This window comes from Chitinophaga silvatica, from assembly GCF_003419895.1.
Classification (GTDB): domain Bacteria; phylum Bacteroidota; class Bacteroidia; order Chitinophagales; family Chitinophagaceae; genus Chitinophaga; species Chitinophaga silvatica.
This window is the reverse complement of record NZ_QPMM01000006.1, coordinates 429325-442145: the sequence shown is the minus strand read 5'-3', so window position 1 is coordinate 442145 and position 12821 is coordinate 429325. Positions and strand designations below refer to the sequence as shown.

The 12821-nt window shown below is 37.5% G+C and carries 13 protein-coding genes and 2 tRNA genes; 6 read left to right on the top strand and 9 right to left on the bottom strand.

Annotated elements, in window-relative coordinates; translation table 11 throughout:
* Window positions 1-4 precede the first annotated feature (4 nt).
* Complete coding sequence (locus tag DVR12_RS12955) at window positions 5-718, top strand: hypothetical protein (protein ID WP_116976090.1); 714 nt, start codon at window positions 5-7, stop codon at window positions 716-718.
* Window positions 719-1269: 551 nt separating this feature from the next.
* Here DVR12_RS12955 and DVR12_RS12950 read toward each other — a convergent pair.
* On the bottom strand, window positions 1270-1602 hold the full coding sequence (locus DVR12_RS12950) for a hypothetical protein (RefSeq protein ID WP_147323452.1): 333 nt from the start codon (window positions 1600-1602) through the stop codon (window positions 1270-1272).
* A gap of 511 nt (window positions 1603-2113) precedes the next feature.
* On the opposite strand from DVR12_RS12950, the gene DVR12_RS12945 reads away from it, so the two are divergent.
* Window positions 2114-2524: a VOC family protein gene (locus tag DVR12_RS12945; RefSeq protein ID WP_116976088.1), complete on the top strand. Its 411-nt coding sequence runs from the start codon at window positions 2114-2116 to the stop codon at window positions 2522-2524.
* Window positions 2525-2788: 264 nt separating this feature from the next.
* Window positions 2789-3169, top strand: coding sequence for a DUF5071 domain-containing protein (locus DVR12_RS12940; protein ID WP_116976087.1), 381 nt, complete (start codon window positions 2789-2791; stop codon window positions 3167-3169).
* An 83-nt stretch (window positions 3170-3252) separates the two neighbouring features.
* Here the strand turns inward: DVR12_RS12940 and DVR12_RS12935 are convergent.
* Window positions 3253-3326: transfer RNA gene (locus DVR12_RS12935), tRNA-Pro, on the bottom strand.
* 171 nt (window positions 3327-3497) lie between these two features.
* Between DVR12_RS12935 and DVR12_RS12930 the strand changes: the two genes are divergently transcribed.
* The gene (locus tag DVR12_RS12930) at window positions 3498-4001 is read left to right on the top strand and encodes a GNAT family N-acetyltransferase (protein ID WP_116976086.1); all 504 of its coding nucleotides are present in this window, start codon (window positions 3498-3500) and stop codon (window positions 3999-4001) included.
* A gap of 50 nt (window positions 4002-4051) precedes the next feature.
* Here DVR12_RS12930 and DVR12_RS12925 read toward each other — a convergent pair whose 3' ends face one another.
* Window positions 4052-4957, bottom strand: a complete 906-nt coding sequence (locus tag DVR12_RS12925) for a glycosyltransferase (protein WP_116976085.1) — start codon at window positions 4955-4957, stop codon at window positions 4052-4054.
* 318 nt (window positions 4958-5275) lie between these two features.
* Here DVR12_RS12925 and DVR12_RS12920 point away from each other — a divergent pair, with 318 nt between their 5' ends.
* Together DVR12_RS12920 and DVR12_RS12915 are read left to right on the top strand one after the other, a co-directional pair.
* Window positions 5276-5620: a YciI family protein gene (locus tag DVR12_RS12920; RefSeq protein WP_116976084.1), complete on the top strand. Its 345-nt coding sequence runs from the start codon at window positions 5276-5278 to the stop codon at window positions 5618-5620.
* A 5-nt stretch (window positions 5621-5625) separates the two neighbouring features.
* Window positions 5626-6873, top strand: coding sequence for an RNA polymerase sigma factor (locus DVR12_RS12915; RefSeq protein ID WP_233522384.1), 1248 nt, complete (start codon window positions 5626-5628; stop codon window positions 6871-6873).
* 110 nt (window positions 6874-6983) lie between these two features.
* Here the strand turns inward: DVR12_RS12915 and DVR12_RS12910 are convergent, their stop codons facing one another.
* The 6 genes from DVR12_RS12910 to DVR12_RS12885 form a co-directional block, all read right to left on the bottom strand.
* Window positions 6984-7394 (bottom strand): SRPBCC family protein, encoded by a 411-nt coding sequence (locus DVR12_RS12910; protein WP_116976083.1) that lies wholly within the window; start codon window positions 7392-7394, stop codon window positions 6984-6986.
* Between the two features lie 19 nt (window positions 7395-7413).
* Window positions 7414-7923 (bottom strand): SRPBCC family protein, encoded by a 510-nt coding sequence (locus tag DVR12_RS12905; protein ID WP_116976082.1) that lies wholly within the window; start codon window positions 7921-7923, stop codon window positions 7414-7416.
* A gap of 2 nt (window positions 7924-7925) precedes the next feature.
* Window positions 7926-8240, bottom strand: coding sequence for an ArsR/SmtB family transcription factor (locus DVR12_RS12900; protein ID WP_116976081.1), 315 nt, complete (start codon window positions 8238-8240; stop codon window positions 7926-7928).
* A gap of 231 nt (window positions 8241-8471) precedes the next feature.
* Window positions 8472-9740 (bottom strand): aspartyl protease family protein, encoded by a 1269-nt coding sequence (locus DVR12_RS12895; protein WP_116976080.1) that lies wholly within the window; start codon window positions 9738-9740, stop codon window positions 8472-8474.
* Between the two features lie 365 nt (window positions 9741-10105).
* A tRNA-Pro gene (locus DVR12_RS12890) sits at window positions 10106-10179 on the bottom strand.
* Window positions 10180-10376: 197 nt separating this feature from the next.
* Window positions 10377-12773, bottom strand: coding sequence for an ABC transporter permease (locus tag DVR12_RS12885; protein ID WP_116976079.1), 2397 nt, complete (start codon window positions 12771-12773; stop codon window positions 10377-10379).
* Window positions 12774-12821: the final 48 nt, after the last annotated feature.

The following is a 12821-nucleotide window of genomic DNA, read 5'->3' as shown; positions in this document are numbered from 1 at the left end:
TAAAATGAAATCAAATACCGCTATACCTTACAGCCGTATAAGTATGTTATTTGTACTTATACTGGTTGTGCTTACCTGGGGTTTTTACAATACTTATCTTATTTTCTTTCCTTCTTTTAAAGGATTTAAATTTATACAACATTTCCATGGAGTTATAATGTTGGCATGGATGATCATGCTGATCATCCAGCCGCTTCTCATCCGTTTTGGTAAGCTATCACTTCATAGAGTAATCGGGCGGTCGAGTTTTCTCCTTGCGCCACTAGTAGTAATCTCTATATTTTTATTAGCAAAAATGGGCTTCAACAGGTCAGAACCTCCTCTGCCCTATAGCGTGAAAATAGGAGATATTGTGTTACCTATACTAAGTATGCTCGCTTTCGCTCTGTTTTATAGTCTTGCGATCATCAATCGTCGTTTTACGTACAATCATTTACGTTATATGATTGGTACAGGTGTTTTGATGATTGGGCCTGGACTGGGCCGGGCGCTTACAATTTATTTTCATATTTCATTTCCAATGTCGGTTACCTATGTTTTATTGTTGATAACTGTAATTACTGTAGCGCTGTTACTAAACGATCTATTAAGGAAAAATAACTATACTGCGTTCGCTGTTATGTCTGTGGTTAATCTGATCGTATTTCTTACCTACGAGCTGAGAATGGAACAACCGTGGCAAAGCATTGGAGGATTTATAGCAACAAACTTTTTTTAATGGTTAGCGGAAGAATTATTTCTTTTTACTTATTTTACAATATATCCCTAAGTTCAATTACCATATGTACATATTATGGTTGCAGGTTTTCGCCTACTATTTATCTGAAGCAATATTTCTAATATGAATATTAACGATAAAAATATAGAAGTACAACTAAATAATGGTGATATCTTTCTGGTTAACTTAAGGTGGTTTCGCGGAGCGAGCCGATACAACAATGGAGCTACTCGTTTTAACAGAAAATATCAGTGCCGGTTAATAATAGGAAGGGCGAAACAACTTAGTATTAAAAGATTACAACCTTGTTAAGTTGTGCAAGATTTATTTTACTAATACACAATTGACAATCGAAATATAAAAGCTACTAGCATCATTCCTTATACCTTTGTTGAAAATAGCATTCACAGCAGAAAGCTTGAGATAAACAGGCTTTCTGCTGCGAAAGAAAAAGAGTAGCAAGTAAAATAATAACCGTTAAATGCTACACCACTCCCTGAAGAAAAAGTACCCCTTCCCTCAGCTGATACCTTCTCTTCGCTTCGTTCTCCTCACCAATTAAACTCACCATTTGGTTTAATGTCAGTGGTTGTTTGCCATAGTTCCTTATCACCTTCCGTAACAACCTGATGGAGGTTAATAGGATGTTCCGTACCAGTTGTTTTAGTAATCTGTAAACGGTTAGTAGCTCCTACTGAGTACTGCTTTTCTATTTCCGTCTGCGTCCACCGTTCACCTTTTACAAAAAGAATCTCCTGGCGACCGGGCCATACAGAAATTCTTGCGTGAAAATTAAGAGGTCTTGCCTCGAGTGAAATAATAAAATTGCCCTGCCGTTCAATGTGGATGCGGGCCATTGGGGTATAATGCTTGCTATTTGTCATAGTTAAAATGGAGGGGTTAAAAAATGTATTAAATTAAATAGCGGGTAAATCCTGCAGAAATTAGTAAGAGTAGAGCAGCAACTAAATGCTATTTTTTTGAGGGATTAGTTAGAAATATGAGAGATATTTATCTTCAATAATCAATGCCATTTTGGATAAAGACCCAAATCTTTAATCTGTTTATAAAGGTCAAAAAATAGTTAAATTTAAAAACAGTATAAATACGGTATTTATGCACGAAGAATATGTCAGAATTAGGTGCCATTTTCAAAAAGCCTTATTTCTCATGCCTCTTTATGCTCCAATCTTCTTTGCACAAACCACTTGTAATTGATATTATTGAGATCCAGGATAAAGACTCCACGGCCCGGCATTTGCTGGTAGATTTGGTAATTATATAAATATTACGGCACACTGCTGACATAGGGCTGTCACCTGGGCAGAATACCTTTATGCTATTCTAAACAAAGCAGAATAGCTTTATGTTATTCTAAACAAAATAAAATACAATATGAACTTATCCTCCATCCGTATTATTACTGCTGATATTAAACGCCTCGTTAGGTTTTATGAGAACGTCACTGGAATGCCTTTTACTTGGTATACGGATAATTTTGCTGAACTACGTACATCACTTGGGGCCCTGGCTATAGGAAGTACACATACTTTAGCTTTTTTTGGAGGAGATAATGTTGCCAGTGCCTCCAACAACAGGTCGGTTATAATTGAATTCCAGGTTGATGACGTTGATAACAAATACCAGCAGTTGACCAACATACTTGGTGAAGAAGTTGTACAAAAACCCACCACTATGCCCTGGGGCAATCGTTCACTATTATTCAGAGATCCCGATGGTAATCTGGTTAATTTCTTTACTCCGATGACGCAAGAAGCAAAGAACAGATTTGAAACAAAAATCTAGAGAAGAGCTTACAGCGGATTGTAACTATAAGTATTGGGAGAGCCCAATAGCTGATTGCTGATGACCACCCATTTTCCTAAGAGAAGACAAATAGGTATAAAAAAAATAGCTTTTGGCAGGAGCCAAAAGCTATTTTTTTTAGTCGGGGTGTCTGGACCGAGTTCGAACCTTTTGGTCGAAGATTTGATGAAAATAGGAGTTTTGAATTTTGGCTAAATTGTAATTTGTGAGCCAACCTGTTACCTAATATAAACTAAGATCAAAATGGACATCCAAGAAATGATCCCTAAACATAAGGACGACCAGAAAGTAATTGCAGAGCTTAAAAAACTTTCATTTGAAGAAATAAAGCCTATTGTTCCCGACTTATTGACATGGCTTCAAGATATCAATTGGCCAATAGCCAGACACATTGCAGAAGTTCTGGAGCCGTTTTCAGATAAATTGGTTCCTGACATAGTTGAGATTTTGAAAACAAACGATGGTATTTGGAAGTTATGGATATTAGTAACACTTGCAAGGAAAACTAAAGACGAAACTTTATTGAAAGAAATTGAACGAATTGCAAAACATCCAACAAAAGACGAAATTGAAGAAGAAGTTAACGTTGAAGCTGCAGCAATTTTGAATGGTGACTATATTTAAAACTTATTCTATAAACAATCTGAAATCTTCGAACTAAAAAGCGCCTTCAAATCCAAAGACTTGAAGGCGCTTTTACTTTTCAGTCGGGGCGGCAGGATTCGAACCTGCGGCCTCCACATCCCAAATGTGGCGCGATACCGGGCTACGCTACGCCCCGTCGACTTGTTTGTGGGATGCAAAGGTAGGAAATATTATTTCATAAAAACAAGTATCTGTAAAAAATTATTTCAATCTATTTAATTCTAAAAATCTGATATGGTCAAAAATAAAAAAACTGAATCTGTTTTATTTTAAATCTTTCATAGATTTTTGTTTAAAAATTTAGGCTATGAAAATTATTAATACAGTGCCTTCCGACATCGATGCAATTATTGATATCCTGAATGCCGGAACTCAATATCAGAAAGAAGTAGGAGGTAGCCAATGGTTAGGGTTCGATAAAAAACTACTGGAAACAGATATCGCTGAAAAACGTTCCTGGAAGATTGTGGAAGATGATACCATTGCTTGCATTTTCGCTATTACATTCGATGATCCTTTGATCTGGCAAGAGAAAGATACCCCTGATGCCATTTACATTCATCGCATATCCGTACATGCCAACTATCACGGTAAAGGCTATGTGAAAAACATTGTTGCCTGGGCCCGCGAATATGCAAAAAGTCTTAATAAAACGCTTGTCAGAATGGATACTACAAGTGGCAATGATAGGCTGAACAATTACTACGTTAGCTGCGGGTTTAACTATCTGGGGGTTGTTCCTGTTGCTGCCCATGCCAGCTTACCGGCACATTATGGCGGACATTCCAGTCTTTTCGAATTAACGGTATAACTGAATAAAAAAAGCAGACCAATAAGCCTGCTTTTTTATTTTTATTATACTTACTTCACCAATTTATAGTTTTTATATTCTCCGATTCTCCAACCCGTTATCTTTTCAATCTCATACAACATTCTATGTCGGGGTGTAAATGATCCTCTGGTTGCATCATACTTAAATACCCAATCCTGTGCAGCAATCAATTCTTTCATGGTTGCCGGGTGGGTTCCGATGTAGGGCGACAAAACATCAATTACACTATGGAAATCAAAAGAGATTTCCTCTTTATAATCATTTACACTCGCCTCATTAGGATTGTAATAGCTATGAAACTTCTTTACTTTTCCACCTAATAAATATGGATTACGGCAGTAGGAATAATGGAAAACACGTGCGTTCAAAGGTTTTACCTTCAGTTTAGTACCCTTCTCTGTGCCACTATGGTAAGCTTCTTCTGAAGTATACTTTCTGAATCCTTGCGAGTCGCGGTACGAAAAGGCCGCCGGATCGTTCCTTAATATGCGTATTTCCCTGCTATGCCATCTGCGAGTGGTACCAATATGCTTATAATCACCTACAAAATGGAGGTATCTGAACAGGAAACCATCGATATCTTTATTCTCAAAATTATCGATCATTGCCTGTTTAATTTCAGGAAGATCATCTTCATGAATTACTTCATCAGACTGAATATGAAAAGCCCAATCGCCAGTAATGGCTTTTAAACCAATATTAGCCTGCTGTGCAAAGATCTTTCCACCCTGGGTTAGCTTTGGATCCCATTCTGTATCAATAATTTTGATCTTTGGATCACCGATAGCCTCAATTGCTTCGCGTGTACCATCATTGCTTTTGCCTATCACAGCAATAAACTCATCGCAAAGTGGCAGCACAGATTTAATGGATTGTATTACAGGATAGCCATATGTAAAGCTATTACGCATGTAGGTGAACCCGCTTACTTTCATCGTTGGTAGGTTTTAGGTTTTTAGTTGGCATCGCAAAAAAAGAGGATACACCGCAGTGTGACAATTAAACCCTCTAATGTGTGACAAGTATTAGTTTCGCATAGTTATTGCAAATTTAAACTAATATGTTCTTTTATCAACCAATTGATAGTAAGACTAGATAAATTTTAACGATAATTAACTGAGTTTTATATTAAATAATATCATACTACTATAATAAGCTCAGGTGATTTGTTAATATTTCAGATTATTTGAAGGAAATTGTCCCAAATCGAATATCTCGGTCGTCATTTCAATGAAACAAAAACTTGAAAGACTATGAAAGAGTTCTTATTAATCTTCAGAAACAGCACTAATCCACATGCCAATCCATCTCCTGAACAAATGCAGGAAAGAATGAACTGGATGGCGAGCGTAGCCGCTCAAAATAAATTAGCAGATAAAGGGAACAGATTATCTGCTACCCAGGCTAAAACCGTAAAGCCTGGTAATGTGGTAACAGACGGGCCATATACTGAAATCAAAGAATTTATCAGTGGATACATGATTGTAAAAACTGAAACAATTGAAGAGGCAATTGCAATTGCCCAGGAGAATCCAATTCTAAAGGATGGTGGTAATGTGGAGATCAGAGCAGTGCTTCAACCTAACGAAAAAAACTAATGTAAGTGGAGGAACAAAATACTTCATTTCATCAGCTCTTACCCAATCTGTTTAGATTGGAATATACTAAAATGACGGCCGTAATCGGCCGTCATTTTGGTCTGCAACACATTGCCATTGCAGAAGATATTGTGAGTGAAACATTTTTAATTGCCATGAATTCCTGGGCAGAAAAGGGCATTCCCGAAAATCCAACCGCCTGGCTTTATACAGTCGCTAAAAATAAACTGAAAGACTATCTAAAGCATGAAAAGATTTTTAATGATAAAGTATCTCCTGTGCTTCAAGCTGCTTCACAATCGGAGTTACCCGAAGTTGAATTCAGCCCAGAAAATATCAACGATAGCGTACTTGCTATGATCTTTGCCGTTTGCTCCCCCATTAATCCTCCTTCTTCTCAAATTGCGCTGGCTCTGCAAATCTTATGTGGATTTAGCATTACAGAAATTGCACATGCTTTTTTATCTAACCCTGAAACTATCAGAAAAAGAATACAAAGGGCGAGGAAACAACTTAGAGAAGACAATTTTGAGATTAAAACACTGGAGAAAGAAGCACTGATTTCAAGGTTAGCAGCTGTACATACAACCATATATCTTCTTTTTAATGAAGGGTATTTATCCACCTCTGAAAATCAGGTAATTCGCCAGGATTTATGCTCTGAAGCTATACGTCTGGCCTTAATTCTTACTACCAATAATATTACCAATACACCGGCAACCAATGCACTGCTTGCCCTACTTTGTTATCAGAGTTCCAGATTACAGGCACGTCTCAATGCCGATGGAGAATTGATCTTATTCGACCAACAGGATACTTCATTATGGAACCAGGAATTAATTACACAAGGACATCATTTTATTATAAACGCCTGTACCGGCAACGAGCTATCTAAATACCATCTGGAAGCAGGAATTGCCTATTGGCATACTACAATCGGAAATAAAAATAAATGGGAAAATATTTTATCGCTTTACAATGAATTACTTCTAATTGATTATTCCCCTATTACAGCATTAAACAGAACTTTTGCCTATGCAAAAGTATATGGTGCTGAAACTTCCATTCAGGAAGCATTGAAGCTCAATCTTTCAGATAACTATTACTACCATTCACTACTGGGTTATCTCTATAGCGAAAATCATGTACAGTTAGCCATTTCACACTACCAAAAAGCGAAATCCCTTACACAGTCTCCGGCCGAAATAAAAGCTATTGATAAAGAAATTCAAGCTTTAAAAAATTTGTTATAATAATTCAATTTGACATTTTCAGTAGTAAGTTTATGGAAAGTAGATCAAAATAAAAAAGGTAAGTAGACATCTACATACCTTCTCTAATTATCAAAATAAAACATCCTTAATTAGTTTGTTTCTGCATATTTTTTGAAATTATTAAGAATTGCCTGCCAGCCACCTTTTTGCATTTCAATAGGGTTCTCAGTTTCAGGATCAAATTTTACAATAACTTCAGTTTGCTGACCAGCAGGTTTGAAATCAACTGTTACTTCACGGCCATTTGGCATTGTATAGGTGAATGATTCACCATCAACAACCTCATTATAAGTAGCTTCGAAATCAAAACCAAAGCTCCCATCTTTTGCTTCCATTCTGGCCGAATATTTTCCGCCTACTTTCATATCATTGGAAGCTGAAGGACACTGCCAGGAAGGATCGGCAAAGTTCCACTCCGTTATGTGTTCTGGCTGTGTATAATAGTTCCAGACTTTCTTAACATCTGCATTAATAGTAGCATTAACAATTACTTTATTCATAGTTGATAATTTTTATGGTTTATTTTCTACCAGTTAGTTTTTCTAACAGGTTATCGAGTTTTTCTAATGTTGCAATCATTCCCTGTTCCATACCCATTTGAATAACCTGCTCCAGATCGGAAAGAGATTTGTAGGTAACAATGGTTTCCACCAAAGCATTTTCACCTTTGTCTGTAAACGTTACCAGCCATTCTGCACGAGGAAGTGCCGTATTGATTTCACCAGCTTCATTACTGAAAGCATCTAATGCAGTGTAGTAATCAACTGGTTTAATTTTCAAATAATCTGTCAATCCCCAATATTCGGTACCGTTAGGCTCCACCATTGCATAATGCCAATGACCACCTTCGCGGAAGTCCATCGACTTAGTCTTTGTTGTTAATGGAGCTGGTGCAAACCATTGATCAAGAAGCTCGCTTTTGGTATAGCAATCCCAAACCAATTCACGGTCAGCCAAAAACTCTCTTCTGATGGTAAGCGTATTCTTTTGCTTGTCTGCTACAAAATCGAATTGCAGATTGTGTTTCATTATTATTTCTTTTTAATAGTGGCTAAAAGTGCATCGAGCTGCTCGAAGCGTGTTTCCCAAATCTTTCTGAACTGTTCTAACCATTTATCTATTTCCTTCATTTTCTCTATTTCAAGTAAATAGTAAATTTCCCGGCCCTGATGCTCCTGCTTCACTAATTCGCATTCAGTCAATATTTTCAAATGCTTCGAAACCGCTTGCCGTGTCATATCAAAATGCTCCGCAATTGCATTAGGGGTCATTGCCTGTAATGCAATTAATACCAAAATGGCCCTCCGCGTCGGGTCTGCTATTGCCTGAAATATATCTCTTCTCATGGTATGCCTTTTATAAGCAACTAATCAGTTGCAAATATAAGCGCAACTTTTCGGTTGCGCAAATTTATTTTTATGTAAAGGAAAAAGGGTCGCGATTTCAGGTATTGTAGTTCTCTCTTGAAATAATAAGAGAGGGCACTCAAATTACTGCTGAGATATCCTCTCTTATTACTTACAACTATGCAATTATCAATTCATAACCTCACAATACATTCGCTAAGTGCCAGAGATCTATTTCAACATTTTCTTTCTGATTATCCAAACCCCAGCAAGTAAAATGATCAGCAATAAGATTATTGAAATTGTCCAGCCCCCCAAAGAATTGCCTTTATCAGGGGCATACAACAAGCTATTGGGCTTTAGATAAATATATCCATTCCTATTATCCAGAAACACATTAAACCTTTTTAGCAGGCTGTTACCTATCAAGCCCCTTGAATTACCATCCTGGTGCGCCTTTTCCAACACTGCATTAACATTGGTAAACAAATGCCCACCCACCTCGAAACCAGGCAATATAAGTTTGTTGCCCCGCAAGCTAAAAGCCTTTTCTACCTTATCTCTTAGCTGATGCTTTTTGTACAGATCTGAGGAAATTCTCAGGTAACCAAAATAACCCGTATCAAACATATACCAATCGGTATACAAGTTTCCATTTACCTTAATGCTGGCCTGTATAAAAGGTACCACTCCTCCATCTAAAATTATGTTATGCCTGGTATACTTATCTCCAATTTCAGGCATAGTATCATGTATCACCATAATACTGCTGTCGTAATTCAACTCAATTACCTTATCCTGAAATAAGGTATTGCCCAGCAGCCCATCTTCACCACGGTCCATATTATCACCCACAATCAATGTAATGTTATTTGCCCAGCGCATCGGTCCTACTACCAGTGTATTTTTACTGCTGGTAGGTACTTCATTGCGGCCGTCAGAATTGATCAGAAAAGTTTTTCCGTCAAAGTCCATTTTAATCTTATCAACAGATCCTTTTTTAATGATACTACCACCTGCTCCCAAATCAAACTGAAAATTTAAAGGAGCTGAATTATTAATACTTGCCTTAATAAAAATCTTATCATTCCGCCCAATGGTCATCGGTATGGTATCACTTTTCTGTTCTGTACTTTTTCTACTACTGGAAAAATGCAGCAAATTATTTTCCATTGCCAGAATCCGGGTATAACAACTGTCTTTGTTATTTAAAACAATGATAAAATCGTAAACTCCAGCGTATTGGGTATCAAAAGCAATAGAATCAATATCGGTACGGAACATTACACGGTGCGGCTTATGCGGAATGAGTACATGATACACATCGGGCTTTTTCTCCGGCAGAAGCCCCCAGGCACCCTTTCGGAAATCATCTCCATCAATCACATCTACTGCCCTGGAAGTTGCCTTTATTATGGGCAAATTGTTTTGGGCCTGAACAGCTATTTGAGTCAGAAGCAACACAGAAAAAACAATTGCACTAAAATTGAATGATTTCATAGTTACAAATTTAAGTACTGGTTTAGGGATTAGGCTTACTCAACAATTGTAAATACACAAGGCAATTGGCTCAATACATCAGAAATAGGAGTGATAATCAAAATATGAAAATACTTTTAAAGGAGCAATATCAAAATTTTGAGGATTAGTGCGGGGAATATTAGATATCAAATATGAAAAGATGTCTTGTGGTTAAACGGAAGTGCACGCAAATTTTGACAAGGATAGAATTTTAGGAGGGCTAAATATAAGAAGCGAGATTCTTCCCCTATGGAGGTGTGGTTGAATCTGATTGAAATATTGAGGCAGACTGGAAGTAAATAAAAAAGGACAGGAAAGTAATAATACTTTCCTGTCCTTTTCAGTCGGGGCGGCAGGATTCGAACCTGCGGCCTCCACATCCCAAATGTGGCGCGATACCGGGCTACGCTACGCCCCGAAAACTATACTCGATCGCATTTTGGGCTTTTTCGACTGGCCTATTGCCTGTCACTGCTTCAATTGCGGAGTGCAAATGTATGAAAATGTTTTACATAAAAACAAATTTGCCTGATATTTTTCGCATTACATTTTCAAGTCATCTACCTAAACCCTTTACTGCACTACATTTGGAACGAATATTTTTTTTATAAATTTTTATCCTTCTGTCTTTAAACTCTGTATTGGATTTGAGCGGGCTGCTTTTATCGACTGAAAGCTCATAGTAATAAACGCCACAAAAACCGCAATAAAACCGGCCATTGCATAGATCCACCAATCCAAAGAAACATGGAAAACGAAGTTCGATAACCATTGGTGCATTACCCAACCAGCGATCGGGAACGATACCAGAATGGCAATTACCACCAGTAGCAGCAAATCCTTGGATAACATTCCTACAATACTAACTACACTGGCTCCAAGTACTTTTCTGATCCCAATTTCCCTGATTCGTTGCTGAGTTGCATAGGCTGTTAGCCCGAATAGCCCCAGACAGGAAACAAGGATAGACAGTACGGAAAAGATATTGAATAATTTACCCATTCGTTGCTCCGAATAGTATAAATGCTCCAGATCCTGATTGATGAATCCCATGGTAAACGGATAATCACCAAATGTTTTATTGAATGCCACCTGCAGTTCCGCTTTTACATTTTCTACGTTGCTAATAGGGGTTCTTACAACTACATATCCTGAATTACCATTAAAATCTCCCGAACTGGCATTGTGCATAAACAATGGTTGAATTGGTTGCTGAATCGCTTTAAAGTTGAAATCATTCAATACGCCTACAATTTCACCAGTTCTGTTATCTATCGTTAGTTTCTTACCTATAGCCGAATTCGCATCAACATTCAGCACCTTTAATGCGGTTTCATTTACAACATAATTATTTTCATCGGCTATGTCATCCTTTCTAAAGAACCTACCGCTTTTCAGGGTCATTTTAAACGTCTTCATCACATTATAATCTACCCACATCCGGGAAAACAGCGGTCGGAATTGCGGATCTTTTCCATCCCAATAAACCGACTGAGTTCCGGTTGTCAGGTCTGTTGGCAGGTGACTGACAATGGTAACATTATCCATATCAAGCTTTTCACTTAATGCAGCTCTGAGTGATTGATTATGTTGAACCAGATTACCCAATTTAGGAATGGGAACATATACCAGATCATTTTTATTATATCCTATATCTCTGTTTTGAATGAAACTCAGTTGGCGGTAAACAACTATAGTTCCAATCATCAAAATAATAGCAATAGAAAATTGCGTGACAATCAGACTGCTTCTAAACAATGAGCCCTTATTGCTCATAGCCTTTGCACCTTTAAGTACTTTAACAGGCAAAAATGAGGATAAAGCAAAAGCCGGATAGCTACCAGCAAGTATACCAATGCCAATAGCACCAATGACCAGGGTACACAAAAACCTGAAAGTGATTAAATGCATAGAAATACTTTTGCCGGTAAGCTGATTAAAAACAGGCAATAGAACAAATGCCAGAAATAACCCTATAAGTAATGCCACCAACACCAGTATCATCGTTTCTGTAAGGAATTGGAAAATCAGTTGATAACGTTCGGCCCCAATAGCTTTTCTTAGCCCTACTTCTTTAGCCCGGCCGCCTGAAAGAGCGGTAGACAAATTCATGAAATTTATACAAGCTATTAGCAAAATGAAAATGGCTACAAGAGAAAAGATATTAACATGCTCCCTGTTTCCAATTCCTTCCACATCCAACATTAATCCAGGATGCAAATGAATATCAGAGAGAGATTGCAGGCTTAACGTTGCTTTTGTATTTGTGATATCTTCTTTCTTATGAATACTCATTATTCGTTTCTCCAAAGCACTTAATTCTTTGGCAGAACGATTGAAATGACCATTTAATAGCAAGTAGGTAAATACGTCGTAATTCCCCCAGGCCTGCGCCTGATTCATGGTTTTCTCATATAATTGAATAGGCAGCAGCATATCGAATTGTAAATGAGAATTAGAGGGCACATTTGTCAATATACCTGCTACCATTAAATCATTTCCTGAATAATCATTATCAACATGCAGCATTTTACCTATAGCATATTGAGGATCTCCAAAATACTTTCGGGCACCGGCTTCTGTTAACAACACTTCCCCTGGTTTGGTAAGATTGATTTGCTCTCCGGCCAGCATCGGAAATGTGAATACCTTCAGAAAGTTGCTATCAGCATAGAGGATATGTTTGTCTTCATACTTTTTAGCCCCCACTGTCACCATTGCTTCCAGCGACACTACCCGGGTGGCCAGGTCTACATCCGGCTCTGAGGCTTTTACAGCCATTGCCAGGGGAATAGGAACCAAAGCTGCTTTTACTTCATTTATTTGGGCAGTAATCCTAAATATCCTATCCGTGTTTTTATGGAACTTATCGAAATTTATTTCATCTGTTACCCATAAATAAATCAGTGCACTACATGCTATGCCTGTAGATAATCCAATAATATTCAAAACAGAAAACAACTTATTTCTGGATAGATTGCGGATAGCTATTTTAAGATAATTGGATAGCATGACTTATTTTTTTGTTTTTGCATACACCTACAATGCCAGGATATATAT